The organism is Vibrio sp. ZF57 (assembly GCF_001691235.1).
Lineage (GTDB): Bacteria > Pseudomonadota > Gammaproteobacteria > Enterobacterales > Vibrionaceae > Vibrio > Vibrio crassostreae_C.
This window is the reverse complement of the sequence record NZ_MAKD01000137.1, coordinates 40,884-63,874: the sequence shown is the minus strand read 5'-3', so window position 1 is coordinate 63,874 and position 22,991 is coordinate 40,884. Positions and strand designations below refer to the sequence as shown.

The window sequence follows — 22,991 nt, the reverse complement described above, 5'->3', positions numbered from 1 at the left end:
GATTAGGGGCTTTGTACAAATATCATTGAGTCGCTTTCGAGCTTATAACTCAGTTATCAAGCTTATTGCTCGGCTATCAAGGTTATTGCTCAGCTTCTTCAATAAGCTCTTGAACTGGGGATGCCGGTTTGTTTTGAGCAAAACCGCGCAGGCCAACAACATGTACGTGCTCGTGGTCTTTGAAGACCTTACGAACCAGTTTGTAGGTTGTACCTTTCTCTGGGCTAATGTTTTCAGGTGCTGCAATCAGAAGTTGCATACCCAAACGGTCACACAGTTCAAACAGCGTAGAGATCGACTTAGAATCCAAACGTGCTGCTTCATCAAGGAACAACAAACGACATGGAACGATGTCTTTACTGCGAAGTCGACGAGATTCCTCTTCCCAGCTCTGAATAACCATCAATAGGATTGACTGACCCGTACCGATCGCCTCACCCGTAGACAATGCGCCCGATTCAGCTTGTAACCAACCATCTGAACCACGGTTAACTTCAACACTCAGCTCTAGGTAGTTACGGTAATCCAGTAGCTCTTCACCAAGAACCTGTGGAGAACGTTGACCCATATCGATATGCGGGTTCACTCGTTGGAACAACTTCGCCATCGCTTCTGAGAAGGTAAAGCGCGTTGATTCAAACAAGTCTTTATGCTGCTCTTGTTGAGTCGCTAGACCTGATAGCAAGATCTCGTGGCTTTCACGGATCTTAACGTTCAAACGAACGCCCTTAACCTGACCAAAGTAAATGTTCGACAGACCTTGGTTGAGCATACGAATACGGTTCTGCTCGCGCTGAATCGTTTTCTTGATGATGCTTGCTACGGACTCAGAGCTGATTGCCAGGCGATTTTCACGCTGCGTCAACTCTTCTGTTAGTCGAGCTAGCTCCACTTCCATCTCTTCGATTGCTTCAACCGGATCATCCGTGTGAATAATATCTTGGCGAATACGCTCACGAAGGTGTTGGTAAACCGCAATGTAGAACAGAACTTTACGCTCTGGATGCGCGTTGTCTTCAGATAAACGCAGCGAATCACGCAGGTCGTCATTGTCGGCTACCGCCAGACGTAGCGCACCCAGTGATTTATCCGACATAGAGCGAAGCTCGCCTGCCGTTAGATAAGCCAGTTCACGTTTATGCAGACGACGTTCAACATCATTCTCACGCGCTAAACGAAGTACTGAACACCAACCCGCTTTCGCTGCAACAACGAAAGTACGAAGCTCGGTGTACTCTTTTTGAACTTTCTTAAGACGCTTAGCCAGTGCTTTCATCTCAAGTTCAGTTGACGTAATCGTACGCTCGTATTCACTCTTACGGCTGCGAGATGTGTGCAGACGCTCTTGAAGCTCGTCACGACGACGTACAGCACGCTCTTCAGCGCCTTCGTCAGCGTTTACGCCGAACTCTTGTAGCTCTTGTTTGAACTCTTGAACCGTTTCTTGCTTCGCTTGATGTGAGCTCTTCAGTGCCGCCAATACTTGGTTGTATTGGTTCATCTGTTCGCGAGCTTGCTTCAAGCCATCGCGGCCTTTGGTTCTTGCTTGTTCAGCTTGAACCAACTTCGCTTTCAGTTGCTCGCTCAGTTCACTGCTCTTATTAAGCAAATCAACAGAATCCGCGTAAGCAAAGTAATGACGACGCTCAATCAGATCAGACAGTGCGAACACTTTGCCTTTTAGCGTTTGTAGCGCGTTGTCTGCTTGACGGTACTCTGCTTCCAAAGCTTCGAATTGCTCTGGGTCAGCGTCTAGTGCAGATACGAACTGTTCTAGAGAAGTAAGCGCCTTGCCGTGCGTATTCAAGTAAGATTTCGCTTCACTTAAACGCTCTAGTTGCGCTTCTAATTCAGCTAAACGCTCAGCCAATGTTTCGTCTTCTAAAATACGAACCATTGGTGCTAATTTATCTAGCGCACCAAGTGCCTGCTTGCTTTGTAGAAGCTGACTGCGTTGCTGCTGCTCTTTAGAGTTAAGCTCAGCCAGAGAACGAACAATTTGATTACGCTTATCACGAATCGCAGCAAGTGCTTGCTCTGGGTCTGCGTTAAACGCAACGTGCAGGTGCTTCGCAACAAAGCTGTTGAATGCTTGGTATAGGCGATTCAGTTTTTGAGAGTCAAACGCTGCCTTCGCGTGGTTTTCAACCACAACGTCACGCTCTTCGCGCAATTTCTCTAGACGTTGTTCACGAGCCGCACGGCCAAACAGTGGGATCTCAGGGAAACGAGAGTAACGCATTTGGCGATCGTTCAGCTGAACACACACTGCGCCTTCAAGCTCATCGGCATTGAATGAACTGTCATCAAACGCGTCGACATCGCCTTCTAGGATGTAAAGGTCTTCTGGACAATCATCAAGATCCACCAGCTTCTCTTTAATACCATCAAGATCAGAAACCACAATTGCGTGACGAGCCGGGCCGTACATCGCACTGAAGTACGGCGCATCACCAATAGTGATATCATCGTAGATCTCAGAAAGCAGCACGCCACCAAGCGTATCCGCTAGGCCTTTGAGGCGAGGATCGTTAGAACCACCTGGAGACGCTAAACGCTCAATTTCGTGCTCAAGTTCAGCTCGGCGCGTAGCCAACTGATCTTTTGCTACCGCTTGAGATTTCTCATCTTCAAGCACTTGTTGCATTTGAGTCATCACCGCTTGGCTATCTTCTAGCTCAGCGTCGGTTTGATCTCTTAATGCTTCAAGCGCATCGTTTGCCGTGATCCATGCTGGAGCAATAGACTCAAGTTTTTGAATCTCTTGATCGTGGTTTTGTTGTACACGACGTTGCTCACTCTTCGCTTCACGCAGCTCTTCTTGAGCGTACTCAAGAGACTCGATCTGCATAGCATGACGTTCACGTTCTTCATCGAAAACCGCTTCGTCAGTCAGTGAGATGTTGTGTTGCTTTTGGTATTCAGTCGCTAGCTCTTTTGCTTGACGCTGCTGAGCCACATCACGAGCCATATCGCGGTGCTGAGCACGCCACTGCTGTTCATTTTCAACAACGTGTTTTGCGTTACGGCCTTTTTCTAAAGCTTGCTTAGCGCTTTGAGACGCTTCTTTACGCTCAACGTCACCCACAATACTTTTAACAAGAGCGAGCGCTTTGTCGAACTGCGCAGAAGCAGCAGAAGACATGTCTAGTTTATGCTTCGTCGACAGCAGCGTTTGAGTGCTTGATTCTTCTTGTGCTTTTAGCTCAGAAACCAGAGTTAGTGCGCTTTCTGCCGTAATAGACTCATCACCAAGTAGCTGCTTAGTTTTCTCTAATGCTTGAACCGCTTGCTGGTATTGAAGTGCACGAGTCTGCTGAACATCCAATGCTTGTTGGTAATCAGCAAGCTGAGTTTTCAGGCTATCCACTTCTTCTTCAGTGATGGTTGCCTGCTCTTCAGCAAGAAGTACTCGTTCTTGAGCTTCTTCAACCACCATAATCTGCTCTTCTAGACGCTCATTCAGCTCTTCTAGATCTTCGCTGTAGCGAGCAATTTTTTCTTGCTGACGAAGTGCAGTTTGAACCAACTGAAGATGATCCGATGCCGCTTGGTAATCTTGCTCTAGTGCCGATTCTTGATCGACAAGTAGTTCTAGTTCTTCTTGAACGCGATTCAACAAATTGTTTTGATCAAGCAAGGTTTCACGAGAACCGAACAGTTCACCACGGAACTTCATGGTTTGATCTAACTTGTTACGACGATCGTTTGCATGGCGCATGTAGTCCGCAGCCACGTAGTTCGTAGATTCAGTGATCAAGTGCTTGAACAGGTCACGATCCGACTGAGTCGTCTTGATCGCTTCTAGCGTCATGCGGTTTTCACGTAGTGCTGATTCCATGTCTTGGAATGCTTTCTTCACACCACCGTTTTGCGGTAGAAGGTAATCACGCAGAGAGCGCGTAATTGCACTTGAGATACCACCGTAAAGTGATGCTTCAATTAAGCGGTAGAACTTAGAACGGTCGCTGCTGTTACGCAGTTTCTTCGGTACCACACCGTATTCAAACATTTGCGAGTGGTAATCAACAATCGAAGAGAAGGCCTTAAAATGCGTGCCTTCGTATTGTGCAACCGCCGCTTTCACGTCGTTCAACTGACATACGCGAGCGTGGCTGTCTGAAATGTTCTGAATCAACACATCCGTTGGTTTCACATGGCTTGGAAGGCCTTGGATAACGAACGGTTTAATGTCGACTTTCTTATCACGACCCGCGACTTGCTGCAGTTTTACTGCAAACAATAGACGCTGATTACGAGAGTTCACAACATCTAGTGCGGCATAACATGCGCCTGGCTGAAGCTTACCGTAAAGGCCTTTATCACGAGATGACTGTGAGCTACCCGCTTCCGTTGTGTTACGGAAATGCAGAAGGCTTTGGTCAGGGATCAGTGCTGTGATGAATGCCGCCATTGTGGTCGACTTACCCGCACCGTTACCGCCAGAAAGCGTTGTAACCAATCCATCAATATCAAAAGTACGCGCAAAGAAGCCGTTCCAGTTGACCATGGTTAATGATTGATACTTACCTCTTTCAATCATGCTTCACCTTCTACTTTTGTTTGTTCGCCAGCATTTGACTCAAGGTCAAAGTCAGCTTGATCGTTAAAAATGTCTTGTTGACCGTTTTCGTCTACGTCTGCATCTACTTCTGATGTGGCTTCCGCTTGTTCTTCATTCAACAAGCTACCTTGGTTAGGCTCTTGGGTATGCACCACAGCTTCACCATCACGGATAAGACGTAACTGCGCTTCTTTCATATCATCGCCAACACGAACGTCAGCGCCAAAACGGAATACCGCTTCGCTGATACGGAACTTGCCGGTTTCACCAATCGCAATCAACATACCGATACGGCGTAAGCGACGTAGAGAAGTACGTACTTTTTCGAACAGCTTTTCTTTATCTAGGTCAGAACCAGACGCACGGTTGGTTGCTAGCTTCATGAGTTTTTTCTCATCCGCTAACGACATCAACTCATCAAACAGTTCTTGGTTGGTGAAGATACCTTCATGAGCAAGACGTTCTGGGCTTAGGTATAAGAAACACAACACCTTTCCAACCAACATGTCGAGCTCAGACAACACACTACGACCAATCAGAGACGTAGAACGCGGACGCAGGTAATAGAAACCTTCCGGCGCTTTTACCAATTCCGTATTGTAGCGTTGATAGAAATGCTGAAGCTCAACTTCAAAATCAGACAGCAACGCGTGGTTATCTAGGTCTTCTGTTGAAACATGCTTACCTGAACGCAGCATGCTATCTAGCGCAGGGAACAGTGGGTTCGCTATCGCTTTTACCAGTTTCTCTGGCATGTAATCATCAGTACTTGTTAATGACATTTGCTTGTACCTTTGCACCGAAATCGTTAATTGCCTGCCAATCTGGCTGAATAGCCTGATAGTCAGACTCTGAGTAACCTAAGCGCACGGCTTGGTCGACAACAATTCTGGCTAAATCAAAATGGTGTGTGCGAGGGTGTGCAGCGAGGTAATCGCGTAACACAAGGCCAAGATCAATTGGCGCGCCTTGCTGTTTGTGAGCTTTTAACATCTCTGCAATTCGATCTGAAAGCAGGTCATTTACTTGCTCAAATTCTTCGTACTCTACGTCGATTGGTGCTTGTCCCATCACTTCGTCATCACGAAGCACGAGCGCTTCATCACGAAGATCCGTCAGCTTCTCAGCATCGGCGTAGGTCAATAACCAAGGCGCATCAAAGTAGTCAGTGACTGACTGACGCAAGCGCTGGCTAAAGGCGCGGTTTTTATCCATATCAATCGCGGTACGGATGAACTTGTGAACATGGCGGTCGTAGCCGATCCATAAATCGATGGCTTGTTGGCCCCAACTGGTGATTCGGTCTAGCTTCATCTGCAAGCCGAACAGGGTTTCGCCAACGAACTCGAGTTCATCGTCACCGTAAACAATTTCTTGAATATCGAGGATCTGTGTTTGCAGTTCATCCCCCGCCGCTTGCAAGGTGTCTTGCAATTCTTTTAGTGTGGACGAGGTTTCTGAAAGCAAGGTTTCACAGTTGTTAATCGCCTCTCGCCAATCCTTGTTTAAAAGGTCGGCAATTTGCTGTTTAACGGTTTGCTGCTGCTCATCCATAACACGTTGGTTAAGATCAATCTGATCGAAAATTTCACCAACAGAATACTTGAGCACGCCGTAAACATTCTTTCTCCAATGTCCTGGAGTTCCGCCTTTTTGTGCTGCTTCAATGGCTTTTGCCATCTCGTCCGCAACCATAGAAAGCTGGATAGACAGTTTTAACTTAGAGAACTGACGGTGGCGTAAGTAATAATCTGAAATACCAATCGCCAATGGTGATAAGCGATAAATACTCGCACCATCGGTGATTTCGCTGGTAAAGCGGCTAATCAACTTCTGTTTAACTAACTCGTTGATGGCATTGTTGGCACGAAACGCGGACGCTTCGCCAGTATCTTCAAACAGTCGAGTGACGATGGTAAATGCATCGTGCAGTTCACCCTCGCCCAACTCTTCATCGAACCTTTCATTGCTTAGTACTGCGATAGCAATCAAAAATGCTAAGCGCTCTGGTGGCAAGTTTAATGAAAAATCATGCTGCTTGACCCAGCCCACCAACTCATCAATTGGCTGCTCTTCGGCAGTTTGAGTCATTTCACTCATTGTGGTTCCTGTTACTGTTCTTCGTCATATCGAATGTATTAGATATGACGCCTATTTCTTTATGACGCGGGCTTCTTACGATTGCATAGCGCATGTTGTGGCTTCTTTTACCACATTCACCGCTGTTATTGCGCAGGTTTTTGAGCCCAAACGTGAATATAACGGCCTAGTGACAGATATGGCTCTTGGCGACATAGCTGTTTTTCCAGTTCCAATACATCTTCAAATTGGTAATCGCCCATGTACTCCATATTACCTATGTAGTCACTGAAAGAGCGAATGCCTGATTTACCACAGATTTCTAGACCAGCGTCTTCTATCCATTGATAAACCTCTTCCGGCTTCAAGCCTTTTTGTGGTTGCAGCTTAAACCGTTTTCGATGTGGCATCCCATTCAATACATGAGGAATGTTGCCACAAATCACATTTTTCAGGACTAATCCGTGGTGGTTGTAAAACATTATCGAGGCAACGCCACCCGGTTTAACTTGTTCAAGCAATAAATCAAGCGCCTCTTTAGGATCGGCTAACCATTCCATTACGGCATGAAACATCACAAAATCGACTTTCTCATCTAGATGTTCTGCGACTTTTTGTACTGGTGAATGAATAAATCGATATTGCTCTAGCAAACCCGCTTCGCTGATACTTTCTTCTGCGAGCTTCAGCATTTCAGAAGAGAGATCACACAGAGAAACGTTATGCCCAAGCGACGCAATTTTTTGCGACATCTGTGCAAGGCCGCCTCCAGCATCAAGCACATGCAGCGGAGAAGCTGATTGCTCAAACTTGCTCAAAGCTTGTTCTAAATCTTCCCATACGATGATCTGACGGATCTCTCCTTTGTCAGAGCCGTAAATATTTTTTGCAAATTTGTGGGCAATATCGTCGAAATTACGGTCTTCAGTCACGGCTACTTGAGTTATTATGTCCTATCGTGCCTGCTATTCTGTCACAGGAATTTCAGGAATAAAGAGGCGATGTCTCTTTTTACTACTAAGTGATGTTTTTTCGGACTATTCGGATATGTTTGAGCTGAAAAAAGTAGTGTCTTCGCTATTGATGCCACTGCCAGCAATGTTAATTCTCGCTTTTCTGGGTTTAGCCCTAGTGATGTTTACTACCAAAAGGAAGACGGGTTGCTTAATCACCCTTTCAGCCCTATGTGGTATTTTCCTAATCGCTTTCCAACCAGTTTCTAGTCAACTTTTAATGCCAATGGAAAGGCAACACACCGCTTTTTTACCTGTCGATGAAACCGTCGATTACGTAATGGTTCTCGGAAGTGGTCACGTCGTAGACGACCAAATTCCACCGACATCAGAACTTAGCCGCACCGGCCTGATGCGTTTAAGTGAAGGGATTCGTATTCTACGCCTTTACCCTGGTGCAAAACTCATTTTGTCTGGCTATGGCGCAGGCACTGAAGTCAGTAACGCAAGAATGATGGCTAAAGTTGCATTAGCACTTGGCGTAGCAAAGCCCGACATCATTCTGCTTGAAACCGCAAAAGACACCTGGGAAGAAGCTCGCCAAGCCGCTGCGTTCGTTAAGAATAAAAAAATGGTTCTGGTGACTTCAGCGAGCCATATGACTCGTGCACTCAATGAATTCCATGCAGCTGGTATGAAACCACTGCCTGCACCAACCAACTACCTTGCACAAGAAAGCGTTGTTGAGCCTTGGAATAAGTACATGCCAAAAGCTCTCTACCTTGAGCAGACTGAGCGTTACTGGCACGAAACCATGGGATTAGTTTGGCAAGATTTACGTGATTGGCTTGATACAAGCAATGACATTGTTGAAGAGCCGGTGATTCCAGAAGCTTCCAGCTTAGTTGAAGATGACGGTGAAGTTTCTGCGGCTCAGCCTCAGTAAGCCAATTGAATCTTTAAACTCATACTGAGCAGACTGAGTCGGCAAGTATTTTTAGGTTCTCTGTTCGTTAACAATGAAAGCTAAGCAATAAAAAAGCCGAGACATCAATGGTGTCTCGGCTTTTTACGTTTAAATGTCGTTGTTGATTAATCACTTCCGAAGGAAATCAATCACCAGCGAACATGTAACCTTCACCGTGAACCGTCACAAAAATTTGTGGGTTCTTAGGATCAAACTCCATTTTTGCACGCATACGACGAATCAATACGTCGATAGTACGGTCATTAGGCGCGTCCACTCGGTGGCTAATCATATTCAAAATACGTTCGCGGCTTAATACTTGGTTAGGGTAAGAAGACAATGCCACTAGCAGTTCGTATTCTGCTTTGGTCAATTTCACCGGTTCGCCGTTTTTGCTTAACGCACGACGAGGGATATCAAATGTCCACTCACCAAAACGAACCACAGACTCATCTGATATTTCTTCGACTGCGCCCGCTGCTGTTTTACGAGCAGCAGAAATACGCCAAAGTAGGTTTTTAACTCGAACTAATAACTCGCGAAGTTCGAAGGGTTTAGTAACGTAATCGTCAGCGCCCATTTCAAGGCCAACGATTTTGTCGATGCTATCCGTGCGTCCAGTAACTAAAATAATTCCAATGTCTGATTGACTGCGTAATTCGCGAGTTAGCATCAATCCATCTTCGCCTGGTAAGTTGATGTCCAGCATAATGAGGTCAACGTTGTTTTCTTCTAACACGTTTCTCATTTGAGCGCCGCTTTCTGCTTCGCTCACTGTGTAACCCTCGTTCTGGAAGTATCCAACCAGTTTACTGCGGGTTACCACATCATCTTCTACGACTAATACGTGATAGCTCATCTACACCACTTTTCTTATTTAATAGTTTCAGTGACTATTCTATTCATAACTAGTAACAATTCTAGTGGTACAGAAGATAAAAGCCAGAAACATGGATTTTTTTTGATACAAGACAATCTTAAACCTTGCTATTTATCGTCCATCGCAATTCAATATAGGCATTACTACTAACGAGTAACTTTGCGTTTCGCAAATAACCTTGTTATTCAGCCTTGGTGTGCTTATGCCCAAGTGACTTCAAGATGCATATAAGCAACATCACAAGACTAAGTCAGGATCTAACAAATGAAAGATACGAAAGCGTTCAACGAGCAAAGAGCAGAAATATACTGGTGGCTATCAAGCTTATTTGCCAAAGAGCTCACTCAAGAAGAACTCGATCACTACCACTCTGTTGAAATTCGTTCTTTCCTAACTGGTTTAGGCGAAAATGAGACACTAAAGCCAGCGATTGATAAGTTAGTGGATGCGCTGAACCGCCTACAAACTCGTGAAGATGCTCAGCTAGAACTGTCTGCAGACTTTTGCGATCTTTTCTTAAAGACAGATAAGCACGGCGCTCTTCCTTACGCTTCAATGTATATCGGCGAAACTGGCCTTTTGAATGATAAGCCAGCAAAAGATATGGAAGAGATCATGGCTAAGCACAACTTAGTTGTGAACCAAGATCTAAAAGAGCCAGCAGACCACATTGCTATCGAACTCGATTTCCTTGGTAACTTGATCATTCGTTCAAACGAAACGAATATTGAAGAAGAACTAGAGAATTCATTTGCCGCTCAACAGCAGTTTATCGAACAACAACTGCTGACTTGGTTACCAAAGTTCAACGTGAAATGTCATGACGTTGATGAATTCGGTTTCTACGCCTCCGTCTCATCGTTGCTACTCGCATTCTGTCAATTAGACACTCAATATTTAGCTGGTGAATAGCTTATTGGATGACTCGTTAAATAAATTCAGAAGAATGTGACAATTCACCCGGATTTCCGGGTGAATTTTATTGCGAGTAATTTCTAGTCAGTCTAAAATTGTGACCGCAAACGATAAAATATGAAACATTCACGAAATGCTATGCTTATTATAGTTTTGAGCATTTCGGTGTTAAGACAAGCCGCTCAATAGCGGTTTTTTGTTTTTTAGCACTTTTAGTACCCAAAGAGCCCTACAAATTTAAGCTCTTAGTTAGGTAGCTTAACGGCTACTTTATTCCGTACTTTGGGAAAGTAGCTTCTAATAGGATAAAACCATGGCCACTATAAAAGATGTCGCTCGCTTAGCCGGCGTATCAACAACAACCGTTTCTCACGTAATCAATAAAACTCGCTTTGTTGCAGAAGCAACGCAAGAAAAAGTAAACAAAGCCGTAGATGAACTGAACTATGCACCAAGTGCTGTTGCTCGTAGCTTGAAGTGTAATACAACACGCACCATCGGCATGCTAGTGACTCAATCAACTAATCTATTCTTCTCTGAAGTTATCGATGGTGTTGAGAGCTACTGCTACCGTCAAGGTTACACTTTGATCCTGTGTAATACGGGCGGTATCTATGAGAAGCAACGTGACTACATTCGAATGCTTGCAGAGAAACGTGTAGATGGCATCTTAGTTATGTGTTCTGACCTAACTGAAGAACTAAGAGAGATGTTAGACCGTCACGCTGACATCCCTAAAGTTATTATGGACTGGGGCCCAGAGAGTTCTCAAGCTGATAAGATCATCGATAACTCTGAAGAAGGTGGCTACCTAGCGACCAAATACCTTATTGAACGCGGTCACTCTAAGATTGCATGTTTAAGTGGCCACTTAGACAAAGCAGCATGTGTTGAACGTATTGCCGGTTACAAGCGCGCACTTAACGAAGCTAAAATTTCTGCCGATGACAATATGATCATCGAAGGCAACTTCGAGTGTGATACGGCTGTTCTTGCTGCAGAACAAATCGTTGAGATGGAAGATCGTCCAACGGCGGTATTCTGCTTTAACGACACAATGGCACTCGGCTTAATGAGCCGACTGCAAGAAAAAGGCATCCGCATTCCTGAAGATATCTCAGTGATCGGTTACGACAACATCGAACTCGCTGAATACTTCTCTCCGCCGTTAACGACAGTTCACCAACCAAAACGTCGTGTTGGTAAGAATGCATTCGAAATTCTATTGGAGCGCATCAAAGACAAAGACCACGAAAAACGCGTCTTCGAAATGCACCCTGAAATTGTTGAACGAAGTACAGTTAAGACGTTAAATTAATTGATAATTCGAGTTTAATTTCATCAAGCGCACCTTTAGGTGCGCTTTTTTTATCAGCAACTATAATGAACCCAGATGCACAACGGAAAGATCATTAATTGAAGCAGTATCACATTTTGAAATATCAAGTGTGAGCTTCATTCAACAAAAACTTTATTCTATTCAATCAGTCACGCACAGGGCAAACCACTCGAAAGAGTGAGACGCAAAGCTTCCGGCCTAAACCACTCGTTGGTATGGTAGCGGGGTTACCGATGGCAAAATGCAGTAACTACTAATAATTTAGTAATTTACGGCTTATTGACAATTTAATTGCAACATTTTGCTAATCTCTCGGACCTGCTTATTTGGTGGCGTAGTTCAAATACACCGAGATAAATAACATGGATAAACCGATACTAAAGGACTCGATGAAGTTATTTGAGTCCCTAGGAAAAATAAAATCACGCTCAATGTTTGGTGGCTTCGGTCTTTTTGCTGATGACACTATGTTTGCTCTGGTTGTAAATGACCAGTTGCACATACGCGCAGACAAAGGCACAACGAAACAATTCGAACAACAAGGGTTTCAACCGTACGTCTACAAAAAACGTGGTTTCCCTGTCGTTACTAAATATTTCGCTTTACCTGAAGGCCTCTGGCAAGACCAAGAGAAAATCTTGCAGCTTGCAACCACGTCTCTAGGTTTTGCTAAAGAAGAAAAAGCTGAGCAGTCTTCTGCTAAGCCGACCCGACTCAAAGATCTGCCTAATCTTCGACTCGCTACCGAGCGTATGTTGAAAAAGGCAGGGATCGATTCTGTAGAACGTTTATATGAATCTGGCTCTGTAAACGCATTTAACGCCATCAAAGAATCGCATGCGTCTTCTGTCAGTATTGAACTACTTTGGGCGCTAGAAGGCGCGATTAATGGTACACATTGGTCTGTTATACCGCAGCAGCGTCGCGAAGAGCTTATCAATCGCGTCAATTAACATTGTCAGTGCAATCTATATACATAACTAAGCCGCATTTACTGCGGCTTTTTTTATATCTGGTGAAAGTTAATCTATGCTTTGCCTGTCTATCTATACTATCGGTATGCATTGAAAATTTAGAGGAAGTATCAATGAGTAAGAAAATGATATTGGGTATTGTGTTGGTCGTAACCATCGTCTTGTTAGGCATCAATTTCGGCCAGTACTTAACGCTTGAAAATGCTAAGGCCCAACAAGCTGTGTTAAATGACTACATTGACAGCAACTTTATTGCGGCTGCCGCTATCTATTTTGTCGCGTATGTCATGATTACGGCTTTCTCCATTCCTGGTGCCGCTGTTGTAACCTTATTAGGGGCCGCGCTATTTGGCTTCTGGAACAGCTTGCTACTGGTATCTTTCGCAAGTGCGATCGGTGCGACCTTAGCTTTCTTAAGTAGCCGTTACCTGTTGCGTGACTGGATTCAAACCAAGTTTGGTGACAAATTGGCGACGATTAACAAGGGGGTTGAAAAAGACGGCGCATTTTACCTGTTTTCTCTGCGTCTGATTCCTGTATTCCCATTTTTCCTTATCAACCTATTGATGGGTCTAACACCGATGTCAGTGAGTCGTTACTACATTACGAGTCAAATCGGGATGTTACCGGGGACGGCGGTTTTCTTGAATGCTGGTACTCAGCTCGCAGAAATTGATTCACTTTCGGGCATCGTCTCCCCTTCAGTACTATTGTCATTTGCATTATTGGGGATATTCCCAATAGTGGCTAAATGGTTGATGGGTAAGTTTCGCTCAGCACCCGTAGCTGAATAATGTATATAGCAGAATAGTTTATAATATCTAAACAACACAGATAGCCGAATAAGGTTCTATTTCAATGAAAATCTTCAGTGCATCGAATCCGACAGAAGCTCATATCATCTGTGGATTGTTAGAAAGCGAGAATATTGCCTGTGAAGTCCGTGGTGAGGGGTTGTTCGGATTAAAGGGGGAAATCCCATTCACTGAAGAAACTGACCCTTACGTATGGTTATATGAGCCAGAATTGGCCAGTAAAGCTCGCATGCTCGTCAATGACTACCAAAAGCAGCAAGATTCGATCATCTATGAAGAGTGGCGTTGTGGTGAGTGTCATGAAGTCAACGAAGCGCAATTCGGCTCTTGCTGGCAGTGCGGTGCTGCCTCACCTGAATAGCAGGGTTTCAGTGACCTGATAGAACGATTCGGTCAGATACCTCCTCCAATTAAAAACGGGAAGCTAAAGTTAGCTTCCCGTTTTTATTTCAATTCGATTAACTCATCATCTTTGATTTCACGCCTAGAAAATCACTGAATTTGTTTTTGAATAAACGCAATCGAACGCTGATTAAACTCTTCAGGGTTTTCCACGTTACACACGTGTCCACAATTCGGGATTTCTACTAGCTCACTCGATTCATGCGCTGCAACCATTTCTTTTACAGGCTTAATAAACATGTAGTCACGTTCACCCATCAAATAAAGAGTCGGTATTGGTAGCTCTCTATCTTTAAAATATTTCATCAAGGGGTTTACATCAGCCGTTAAGATAAACCAGCGTTTAAATTCTTTCTGGCACAGTTTTTTGGCTTCGCGGATAAAAAGGTGACGAGACTCTTTTTGGCTTTTTTGTGGCATCACAACATAAGCAAAAAGGCTGTATAACCACATGTAAGGAATGATGTGCTTGCTGAGGTTACCCAACTTGATTAACACTTGAGAGCGAGTGTTTAGCTTGGTGACAGCGCCACCCAGTACCATTGAACGTACACGGCCAGCCGCCAGTTCGGCAACGTTACGCACAATAATCGTGCCCAAAGACATGCCAACGAAATGTGCAGAACGGATCTTAAGATGGTCTAACACTTTAAGAATATCAAGCGTCACCGATTTGAACGTATAACGATTCGAAATCAGCCCTTTAAGTATATTGTCTGATTTACCGTGCCCTCTCAGATCAATGAGAAGTAAGTTGAAATGCTGTTTATACGCTTTGATCTGCTTGAACCAGATGGAGGAACTGCCTCCTGCGCCATGCACAAATACAACCCACTCATCGCTCGTAGGGTGAGTAAATGTTTTATGAAATAGTAAACTCTCAGACATACCTATCGCTTTAATTATTGGAATGGAGCTATGCCTCATCACGAGGCGATGACTAAGGATACCACGCTATTAAGAACTTTAAGTGATAATAGTGTCAAACCTATCATTAGTCATGTGAATACCTACCTCACCTTTTCTACCTGACTAAAATGAGTTTGCAAGCTTTGTCTTCGTAAACGTGATGTGCTCTGACCAGGAAACCAAAAGGCACTCTACAATTAGAGCGCCTTCATTTAGTACGAGCGGCAGTTGCTCGCCAGCTAACTTTAAAGCTAAGTCAACAAGTTAAAATGCTGAATGATACATAGCTAGGTATTCTTTAGCCGCATCTTCCCAACTAAAATCTTGCTGCATCGCATAAAGCTGAACACGCTTAATTTCAGATGGGTTTTGTGCGTAAAGCAGTAATGAACGATGTAACACAGCCAATAACGCTTGCGGTGTTGGCTCTTCAAAAGCAAACCCAGTCGCGACTTCAGGATCTTCATCGTAATCATTCACGCTGTCTTTTAAACCTCCCACAGAACGAACAATCGGCAAAGTACCGTAAGCCATGCTGTAGATTTGGTTTAAGCCACACGGTTCAAATTCCGAAGGCATCAAGAAGAAATCAGAGCCTGCTTCAACCAAGTGCGCAAGTTCATTATTGTACGCTTCTACGAACGAGAACTTATCTGAGTGAAGCGCTGATAGCTCTTTCAATTGACTCGCCAAAACCGGATCGCCAGTACCGACAATCACGATCTGAAGATCATTTTTCAAAAACTGTTCGATGATAGGCAGTAAGTAATGAACACCTTTTTGATTCGTCAAGCGACAAACCATGCCATAAACCGCGCAATCGGCAACGGGTAAACCTACATCTTGTTGCAGTTTTTGCTTACAAGCTGATTTTCCGCGAGCCATGCTGTGCTTGGTCGCTTTGTATTTACGAGGAAGGAAAGCATCAGTTTCCGGATTCCAAGCCCCATAATCACACCCATTCAAAATGCCGAACAGATCAGCAGATCTGTGTTGGAATTCTGCAGCCATACCGTGGCTACCTAATTCCGTTTTCAACTCTTCTGCATAGGTAGGACTTACTGCGTTCACTTTATCCGCACACATCACTCCAGCTCTTAGCATAGTGACATGAGTGTCACTCACTGAAGCTTCAGGCGCATGGTAACTGTGCATCTCTGGCAGGAATTGAAGTTCATCGTATGCGAACACACCTTTGAAAACCGCATTGTGGATCGAGATAACACTGCGCGTATTTTCAAAGAAATCGTGTTCTTGATAACGCGATTTAAGCAAGAAAGGAACGAAACCAGTATGCCAGTCATTTGCATGAATGATATCCGGTTGAAAACCAAGCTTAGGAAGCATATCAAGACAGGCTGCACTAAAGAACGAGAAGCGCTCTCCGTTATCAGCATAAGCTTGATTGTTTTCTGCGTACATTTCCGGGCGGTCGAAATACTTGGCACATTCAATACCAAAAACTGGAACGCCTTCTACGCTCAGTTTTTTAACTTGATAAGCCGTATGAGGCCAATGATCGAGTTCAGTCGATAAAATAACTTCTGCTGAATCAATGTTTGGAATGTTTCTATATGCGGGGATAGTCACTCGAACGTCCTGTTCGAGTGTTTGCAACGCTTTCGGCAGTGCCTTGGCTACATCAGCCAAGCCACCACTTTTAATCAAGCCTTCAACTTCAGACGCTACAAAAAGTACCGAGAGAGTCTTAGTAACCAACTCGTGCTCCTTTAGAAATCACTACGACACCATCGTCAGATACGTGGTAATGCTTTTTGTCTTCTGTCAGATTTACACCAATCTGTGTACCCGGTGCGATATCTGCGTCTTTATCAATGATAACGCGGCGCAAGATACAACCCTCACCCACTTTTACATCACCGAGTAAGATGCTTTCGCTAATATCACACGCTGATGCGATATTGCTGCGGAAGCCCAGTACACTCTTTTCAATACGCGAACCACGTACATAACTACCGCTACACACAAGGCTATCAATGATCTGAATTCGACCATTTGCCGAATCAGTAAACGTAGCTGGTGGTAGTGGCGGGTAATAAGTGTGTAGAGGCCATTTACGGTTGTATAGCGAGAATGGCGCATCTTTCTTAAGAAGGTCCATGTGCGCTTGCCAGTACGCGTCAATCGTACCTACATCGCGCCAGTAAACTTCTTCTTTCTCACCAGTAATACGGTTGGTGCTGAAATCATAAACAAACACGTCACCACGTGGGAACATGTTTGGAATAATATCTTTGCCGAAATCGTGTGTCGAACCTTCTCTATCAGCATCTTCCGTTAGTTCAGCAAAAAGCTCTTTCGCTTCGAACACGTAGTTGCCCATTGAAACGAGCGCTGATTCTGGATCGCCCGGGATCGACTTCGGATTTGCAGGTTTCTCTTCAAAGCCAATCATACGGCCGTCAGCATCAACCTCAATAACACCGAATTCTGATGCTTCAGCAAGCGGCATGCGCAATGCTGATACTGTTAGAGCCGCTTTCTTCTCTTTATGGAAATCAAGCATCTGTTTGATGTCCATCTTATAAATATGGTCTGAACCAAAAATACATACTTGATCAGGTTCTTCCAACTCCATAAAGCCCATGTTTTGGTAGATAGCATCTGCTGTGCCTTCATACCAACGCTTTCCTTTACGCATTTGCGCAGGAATTGGGTCGATAAAACGGTCTGTTATACCACTGATATTCCAGCCTTTTTTCATATGGTGGAACAGTGACTGTGACTTAAATTGTGTTAATACGTAGATCTTCATTAGATCAGCATTAACGAAGTTGTTCAAAGCGAAATCAATTAAGCGGTAACTACCACCGAAAGGAACCGAGGGTTTGCTGCGAGATTCAGTTAAAGGTCTTAAGCGAGAGCCTTCACCACCAGCAAGAATCATTCCCAATACACCAGCCATTTTATTCTCCATATATCTATAGCTTGTCGATGTTAGTACTCGTAGAGGTATCTTCCTCTGGGGGATGAGCACCAACACTTATTTCGGTATTTAGCGAATATCCATTCACATACAGTGACAATATCCTAAGCCAAACGTTGTTATGTGTGCACTATTCTTTGCACTTGGTTTTATATACGTTATCGACTTTTCGGCCGAATTCAATTTTTAATACGCCATTCTGTGGTACGTAAGCTGATTGCTTTCCTAAGACTTAAAGCAGCTCACACTACACCGTCCAGACGAAACATTACATTAACACCCGACACACATCAGGTATACAACTAAACGCTGATCTGTGAGTTACAATATTTTAATTAAGTTACATTTTCGTTAAAGTTGCATAAGAAGATATGATTAATTGCCGCCATTACTTTCGCGGTGTGAATTTAATAAACCCCCACCGACGAAACACCAGGTCAACAAGTTGCATATTTAGTCATATTGAGATCAAAAAAAGCAGCCATTAGGCTGCTTTTTCATCAATAACGTTCAGTTATTTCTCTTTAGGCTTTTTACGCTTATCCGTAACTTCCCACTTACCGTCGATGTACAACGCAGTCCAACCGGACGGTTTTCCATCTACTTCAGTACGCACGTAGTTTTCTTTGGTCTTACGACTAAAACGAACCACTGTCGGCTTACCATCAGGGTCAGCAACTGGCGCTGATGCTAGGTATTGGAACTTAGGTGAGATACGGTCTTTAAAACGAACCAGCTCTTCCACTAATGGTGCACGTGTTTCACGTGATTTAGGGAAGTTGCTCGCAGCCATAAATAGACCAGAAGCACCATCACGAAGAACAAAGTACGCGTCTGAATTTTCACACGGAAGTTCAGGGAAATGCACCGGGTCTTCTTTTGGTGGCGCAACTTCGCCATTTTTCAGAATCTTACGAGTGTTCTTACAATCTTCACTCGTACAGTCCATGTATTTACCAAAACGACCGTTCTTCAGAACCATGTCAGAACCACACTTGTCACACTCAACAAGTGGACCATCGTAGCCTTTCACTTTAAATTCGCCGTGCTCAACCACATAACCTTCACAGTTCGGGTTGTTACCACATACGTGCATCTTACGCTTATCATCGATTAGATAGGCATCCATTGCCGTTTCACAAATAGGACAACGCTTTTTAGCTCGAAGTGCTGCTGTTTCAACGTCTTCTTCAAGCACGTTGATAATGCCTTCTTCATCACCAAGGTTGATTGTTGTCTTACAACGCTCTTTTGGTGGAAGTGCATAGCCAGAACAACCAAGGAATACGCCTGTCGAAGCAGTACGAATACCCATTTTACGGCTACAAGTCGGACACTCAATATCGGTTTCCACGATATGATTTGGCTTCATGCCACCAGCGTCTTCGTCTAAGTCTGCTTTTTCCAAATCGCCAGTAAAGTCTTCGAAGAAGTTATCTAGCACGCCTTTCCAGCTTGCTTCGCCTTCTGCGATTTGGTCCAACTTCTGCTCCATACGAGCAGTGAAGTCGTAGTTCATTAGGTCATTGAAGCTGCCATCTAGACGGTCAGTAACAATTTCACCCATCTTCTCAGCATAGAAACGACGCTGTTCAACTTTTACATAACCGCGATCTTGAATCGTTGAGATGATTGATGCGTATGTTGAAGGACGACCAATACCACGCTTCTCAAGCTCTTTAACTAGCGCCGCTTCAGTGAAACGAGCCGGTGGCTTAGTGAAGTGCTGTTTAGGGTCTAGCGCAATCAGATCAAGCTTATCGCCGATCTGTACTGCTGGAAGGATCGTATCTTCGTTCTTGCCCATTGGACGCTGAACACGAGTCCAACCATCAAATTTAAGGATACGACCTTTCGCTTTCAACGTGTACTCATCTGCTTTAACGCTTACTGTCGTTGAATCGTATTGAGCTGGCGTCATTTGACACGCTACGAATTGATTCCAAATTAGCGAGTAAAGCTTGTGTGCGTCTGCGTCTACGCCGTTTAGATCTTCCGACTTAACATCTACACTTGAAGGACGAATCGCTTCGTGGGCCTCTTGAGCGCCCTCTTTGCTGCCGTATGCAAGTGCTTTAGGTGGAAGGTATTGCGCGCCGTACTCAGAACCAATGTATTCACGAGCGGCTTCTACAGCTTCTGAGCTCAAGTTAGTTGAATCAGTACGCATATAAGTGATGTAACCCGCTTCATACAGGCGTTGAGCCAGCATCATGGTTTTCTTTACGCCATAACCAAGACGCGTACTCGCCGCTTGTTGCAGCGTCGACGTGATGTAAGGTGCAGACGGCTTACTCTTTGTTGGGCGGTCTTCACGTTTACATACTTCGTATTGCGCTTTTTCTAAAACGCTAACAGCAGCTTGTGTTTGCGCTTCATTTTCAGGTTTAAACGCAACACCGTCTTTCTGTGCAACTTGCAGTCTAAAGTCGGTTTTCTCTGCTGTTTTAGTATCAGCATGCACATCCCAGAACTCTTCAGGGATAAAGGCGTTGATCTCGCGCTCACGCTCTACCAGTAGTTTTACCGCTACTGATTGAACACGGCCAGCGGACAGGCCTCGTGCTACTTTTTTCCAAAGCAGAGGTGACACCATAAAGCCAACAACACGGTCCATAAAACGTCGTGCTTGTTGTGCGTTTACGCCATCAATATTTAGCTCACCTGGAGTTTCGAAAGCTTGTTGAATAGCATTCTTGGTGATTTCGTTAAAAACCACTCGCTTGTATCGCGTTTCATCGCCACCGATGATCTCACGAAGGTGCCATGCGATAGCTTCTCCTTCGCGGTCCAAATCGGTTGCGAGATAAACATGGTCTGCGTTCTCAGCCAGTTTTTGCAATTCAGCGACGACTTTCTCTTTACCAGGTAGGATTTGATAGTTCGCTTCCCACTCTTTATATGGGTTGATACCCATCTTTTTGATAAGAGCTTTGCGATCTTTTTCTTTTTTGATACGAGCTTTGTCTTCTGGGCTCATACCCTTGGTTGAAACTGCAGCAGCCTTTTGACCAGTACTTTGACCTGCCGTTGGTAAATCACGTACGTGACCTACACTCGACTTAACGACAAAGTCTTTGCCAAGATATTTATTGATAGTTTTAGCCTTGGCTGGCGACTCCACTATAACGAGCGATTTACCCATATTGACTCTAACGTCCTTAATCACGATGCTTCAGCACCAACAATTTAGCTTGTGGGCTTTTACGCATGATATTCTAAATTCATTGCTTCTTTTTTTACTATTGTGCGAGATTACTAGAAGATCAACCGCTTTTTTCAAAATTGGATCTGATCGCTCGACAATTCGACGACTCATAGATAAAAGGGTCACAATATAAAGAAGCTATAAAGTACTCACTAAGAATACTTGCAAGAGCCTATTCATCAGGCATTACGTCTAAACGGGCTCATACTAAGCTTGTCCGCGAATCTAACGCGAGCCCCATTCAATTATTTTTGCCGTAAATCACAAAATAAATTGTGGATGTTTGAAAAGACTCTCTTAATCGGTTGTGAAATCATTGAATTTCTAGTTCGACACCATAAACTCAACGTTATATTCAGTTATCAGAGATAAACTCATGACAAAGAAAGTAATAGCAGAATTTGATTTACTGCTTATCGCAAACCAAATTATCCAATCACATGATGACTACATTGAAGGCATGCGCGCAAACAGCGTAGTAGAAAAAGACGATGTACTCGTCTTCAAAGGTGAATACTTCTTAGACAGCAATGGAATGCCGACCGAGAATACAACCGCGGTATTTAACATGTTTAAATACTTAGCGCACCACCTTTCGAAAGAATTTACAATTCAGCAATAATTAAAAAGCTTGCCACTTAGGCAAGCTTTTTTGTTCCTAAACCTTTACATACTAAGCATTTTTATAGACTTAGCATTTTCAGCTTGTCGAAGTAATCAGGGAATGTCTTTGACGTACAACCTGGATCATTAATCGTCACAGGCGTATCGCTCAAGGCAACCAGCGAGAAACACATCGCCATACGGTGATCATCGTAAGTATCAATCGCCGCATGAGTCAGTTCAGCCACAGGGTTAACAATAATGTAATCTTCACCCTCTTCCACTTCAGCGCCGACTTTGCGTAGCTCTGTTGCCATTGCAGCCAAGCGGTCTGTCTCTTTCACACGCCAGTTGTAGACATTACGGATTGCCGTTGTGCCTTTCGCAAACAATGCGGTTGTCGCGATAGTCATCGCAGCATCTGGGATATGGTTATAGTCCATATCAATGCCTTTCAGCTCGCCACAACGAGAAATAACGTAGTCGTCACCCCATTCGATTTCCGCACCCATTTTCTCAAGCGCATCAGCGAATTGGATATCACCTTGGATACTGTTTTTACCAATACCAGTGACCTTAATCTCACCACCTTTGATAGCAGCGGCTGCAAGGAAATATGACGCAGATGATGCATCACCTTCAACCAAGAAATCACCCGGTGCCGAGTAAGATTGCCCGGTAGGAATCACAAACTCTTGGTAATCATTATTGATCACGTCCACACCAAATTGCTTCATGATGTGCAGCGTAATATCGATGTAAGGTTTAGAAACCAATTCACCGTCAATTTTAATGGTCACTTCACCTTCAGCTAAAGGCGCAGCCATCAAAAATGCCGTCAAAAATTGACTAGATATCGAACCGTCGATAGAAACCGTACCGCTCTTCAAACCGGTACCTGTGATCTTCAATGGCGGGTAGTTTTCGTTCTCTAAATATTCAACGTCGGCACCGGCTTCTCGTAGTGCTGTTACTAAGTGGCCAATTGGGCGCTCTTTCATGCGAGGCTCACCAGTAAGAACGTATTCACCGCGACCTAAACATAGTGCAGCCGCCAACGGACGCATCGCCGTACCCGCGTTACCTAAGAAAAGCTCTAGGGCTTTGTCACTTGAGAATGCACCACCAACACCTGTCACTTCACAAACGGTTTTGTCTGCAGACAACTGATAATCAACACCTAACTGAGTCAATGCATTCAACATATGACGAATATCATCACTGTCTAGCAAGTTTGTTAGGCGAGTGGTTCCCGTAGAAAGTGCAGCCAAAAGAAGTGCACGGTTGGAAACGCTTTTTGAACCAGGTAGGTTAACTTCCCCGTTCACTTTTTGAATTGGTTGTAACGTAAGGCTTTCCATTAAATCTTATAGTCCTTGTACCACCCGAAGTCACTGGTGCGTATTTATTTTCGGGTGATGAATAATTCTTCGTAC

The 22,991-nt window shown here is 44.2% G+C and carries 17 protein-coding genes and 1 riboswitch; of the genes, 7 read left to right on the top strand and 10 right to left on the bottom strand.

The window, feature by feature from the left end; all coding sequences use genetic code 11:
• Positions 1-82: 82 nt before the first annotated feature.
• The 4 genes from mukB to cmoM all read right to left on the bottom strand — a co-directional run bounded on the left by mukB (position 83) and on the right by cmoM (position 7,575).
• On the bottom strand, positions 83-4,543 hold the full coding sequence (mukB, locus tag A6D97_RS20180) for a chromosome partition protein MukB (RefSeq protein WP_065585126.1): 4,461 nt from the start codon (positions 4,541-4,543) through the stop codon (positions 83-85).
• Positions 4,540-5,346 (bottom strand): chromosome partition protein MukE, encoded by an 807-nt coding sequence (gene mukE / locus A6D97_RS20175; protein ID WP_017067527.1) that lies wholly within the window; start codon positions 5,344-5,346, stop codon positions 4,540-4,542. Before mukE ends, mukB begins: the two co-directional genes overlap by 4 nt.
• The gene (gene mukF / locus A6D97_RS20170) at positions 5,327-6,664 is read right to left on the bottom strand and encodes a chromosome partition protein MukF (RefSeq protein WP_017055049.1); all 1,338 of its coding nucleotides are present in this window, start codon (positions 6,662-6,664) and stop codon (positions 5,327-5,329) included. Before mukF ends, mukE begins: the two co-directional genes overlap by 20 nt.
• A 125-nt stretch (positions 6,665-6,789) precedes the next feature.
• Complete coding sequence (gene cmoM, locus A6D97_RS20165) at positions 6,790-7,575, bottom strand: tRNA uridine 5-oxyacetic acid(34) methyltransferase CmoM (protein ID WP_017063509.1); 786 nt, start codon at positions 7,573-7,575, stop codon at positions 6,790-6,792.
• Between the two features lie 115 nt (positions 7,576-7,690).
• Here cmoM and elyC point away from each other — a divergent pair, with 115 nt between their 5' ends.
• Complete coding sequence (gene elyC, locus A6D97_RS20160; protein ID WP_065585125.1) at positions 7,691-8,542, top strand: envelope biogenesis factor ElyC; 852 nt, start codon at positions 7,691-7,693, stop codon at positions 8,540-8,542.
• Between the two features lie 166 nt (positions 8,543-8,708).
• Here elyC and torR read toward each other — a convergent pair whose 3' ends face one another.
• Entirely contained in the window at positions 8,709-9,422 is a 714-nt protein-coding gene (gene torR, locus A6D97_RS20155; protein WP_017062094.1) for a two-component system response regulator TorR, read from the bottom strand.
• Between the two features lie 285 nt (positions 9,423-9,707).
• Here torR and torD point away from each other — a divergent pair, with 285 nt between their 5' ends.
• The 5 genes from torD to A6D97_RS20130 all read left to right on the top strand — a co-directional run bounded on the left by torD (position 9,708) and on the right by A6D97_RS20130 (position 13,847).
• Positions 9,708-10,355, top strand: a complete 648-nt coding sequence (gene torD / locus A6D97_RS20150) for a molecular chaperone TorD (RefSeq protein ID WP_017062095.1) — start codon at positions 9,708-9,710, stop codon at positions 10,353-10,355.
• Between the two features lie 316 nt (positions 10,356-10,671).
• Positions 10,672-11,676: an HTH-type transcriptional repressor PurR gene (purR, locus tag A6D97_RS20145; RefSeq protein ID WP_017063507.1), complete on the top strand. Its 1,005-nt coding sequence runs from the start codon at positions 10,672-10,674 to the stop codon at positions 11,674-11,676.
• A gap of 170 nt (positions 11,677-11,846) precedes the next feature.
• A riboswitch (cyclic di-GMP riboswitch) is annotated at positions 11,847-11,932 on the top strand.
• A gap of 127 nt (positions 11,933-12,059) precedes the next feature.
• Entirely contained in the window at positions 12,060-12,650 is a 591-nt protein-coding gene (locus tag A6D97_RS20140) for a TfoX/Sxy family DNA transformation protein (RefSeq protein WP_019820997.1), read from the top strand.
• 134 nt (positions 12,651-12,784) lie between these two features.
• On the top strand, positions 12,785-13,465 hold the full coding sequence (locus A6D97_RS20135; protein WP_017072239.1) for a TVP38/TMEM64 family protein: 681 nt from the start codon (positions 12,785-12,787) through the stop codon (positions 13,463-13,465).
• Between the two features lie 64 nt (positions 13,466-13,529).
• Positions 13,530-13,847, top strand: coding sequence for a DUF2007 domain-containing protein (locus tag A6D97_RS20130; protein WP_017062099.1), 318 nt, complete (start codon positions 13,530-13,532; stop codon positions 13,845-13,847).
• 131 nt (positions 13,848-13,978) lie between these two features.
• On the opposite strand, the gene A6D97_RS20125 is transcribed toward A6D97_RS20130, so the two are convergent.
• The 4 genes from A6D97_RS20125 to topA form a co-directional block, all read right to left on the bottom strand.
• The gene (locus A6D97_RS20125; protein ID WP_017062100.1) at positions 13,979-14,776 is read right to left on the bottom strand and encodes an alpha/beta hydrolase; all 798 of its coding nucleotides are present in this window, start codon (positions 14,774-14,776) and stop codon (positions 13,979-13,981) included.
• Positions 14,777-15,061: 285 nt separating this feature from the next.
• On the bottom strand, positions 15,062-16,516 hold the full coding sequence (glgA, locus tag A6D97_RS20120; protein WP_065585124.1) for a glycogen synthase GlgA: 1,455 nt from the start codon (positions 16,514-16,516) through the stop codon (positions 15,062-15,064).
• Positions 16,506-17,735, bottom strand: a complete 1,230-nt coding sequence (glgC, locus tag A6D97_RS20115) for a glucose-1-phosphate adenylyltransferase (protein WP_080582251.1) — start codon at positions 17,733-17,735, stop codon at positions 16,506-16,508. Before glgC ends, glgA begins: the two co-directional genes overlap by 11 nt.
• Positions 17,736-18,258: 523 nt before the next feature.
• Positions 18,259-20,889, bottom strand: coding sequence for a type I DNA topoisomerase (gene topA, locus A6D97_RS20110; protein ID WP_017067846.1), 2,631 nt, complete (start codon positions 20,887-20,889; stop codon positions 18,259-18,261).
• A gap of 439 nt (positions 20,890-21,328) precedes the next feature.
• On the opposite strand from topA, the gene A6D97_RS20105 reads away from it, so the two are divergent.
• Complete coding sequence (locus A6D97_RS20105; protein ID WP_017062104.1) at positions 21,329-21,574, top strand: YciN family protein; 246 nt, start codon at positions 21,329-21,331, stop codon at positions 21,572-21,574.
• Between the two features lie 61 nt (positions 21,575-21,635).
• Here the strand turns inward: A6D97_RS20105 and aroA are convergent, their stop codons facing one another.
• The gene (gene aroA / locus A6D97_RS20100) at positions 21,636-22,916 is read right to left on the bottom strand and encodes a 3-phosphoshikimate 1-carboxyvinyltransferase (protein WP_017062105.1); all 1,281 of its coding nucleotides are present in this window, start codon (positions 22,914-22,916) and stop codon (positions 21,636-21,638) included.
• Positions 22,917-22,991 lie beyond the last annotated feature (75 nt).

Coding starts and splice junctions, on each gene's coding strand:
- mukB (WP_065585126.1), bottom strand. CDS start 4,543: ATGATTGAAAGAGGTAAGTATCAATCATTAACCATGGTCAACTGGAAC.
- mukE (WP_017067527.1), bottom strand. CDS start 5,346: ATGTCATTAACAAGTACTGATGATTACATGCCAGAGAAACTGGTAAAA.
- mukF (WP_017055049.1), bottom strand. CDS start 6,664: ATGAGTGAAATGACTCAAACTGCCGAAGAGCAGCCAATTGATGAGTTG.
- elyC (WP_065585125.1), top strand. CDS start 7,691: ATGTTTGAGCTGAAAAAAGTAGTGTCTTCGCTATTGATGCCACTGCCA.
- torR (WP_017062094.1), bottom strand. CDS start 9,422: ATGAGCTATCACGTATTAGTCGTAGAAGATGATGTGGTAACCCGCAGT.
- torD (WP_017062095.1), top strand. CDS start 9,708: ATGAAAGATACGAAAGCGTTCAACGAGCAAAGAGCAGAAATATACTGG.
- purR (WP_017063507.1), top strand. CDS start 10,672: ATGGCCACTATAAAAGATGTCGCTCGCTTAGCCGGCGTATCAACAACA.
- A6D97_RS20140 (WP_019820997.1), top strand. CDS start 12,060: ATGGATAAACCGATACTAAAGGACTCGATGAAGTTATTTGAGTCCCTA.
- A6D97_RS20135 (WP_017072239.1), top strand. CDS start 12,785: ATGAGTAAGAAAATGATATTGGGTATTGTGTTGGTCGTAACCATCGTC.
- A6D97_RS20130 (WP_017062099.1), top strand. CDS start 13,530: ATGAAAATCTTCAGTGCATCGAATCCGACAGAAGCTCATATCATCTGT.
- A6D97_RS20125 (WP_017062100.1), bottom strand. CDS start 14,776: ATGTCTGAGAGTTTACTATTTCATAAAACATTTACTCACCCTACGAGC.
- glgC (WP_080582251.1), bottom strand. CDS start 17,735: ATGGAGAATAAAATGGCTGGTGTATTGGGAATGATTCTTGCTGGTGGT.
- topA (WP_017067846.1), bottom strand. CDS start 20,889: ATGGGTAAATCGCTCGTTATAGTGGAGTCGCCAGCCAAGGCTAAAACT.
- A6D97_RS20105 (WP_017062104.1), top strand. CDS start 21,329: ATGACAAAGAAAGTAATAGCAGAATTTGATTTACTGCTTATCGCAAAC.
- aroA (WP_017062105.1), bottom strand. CDS start 22,916: ATGGAAAGCCTTACGTTACAACCAATTCAAAAAGTGAACGGGGAAGTT.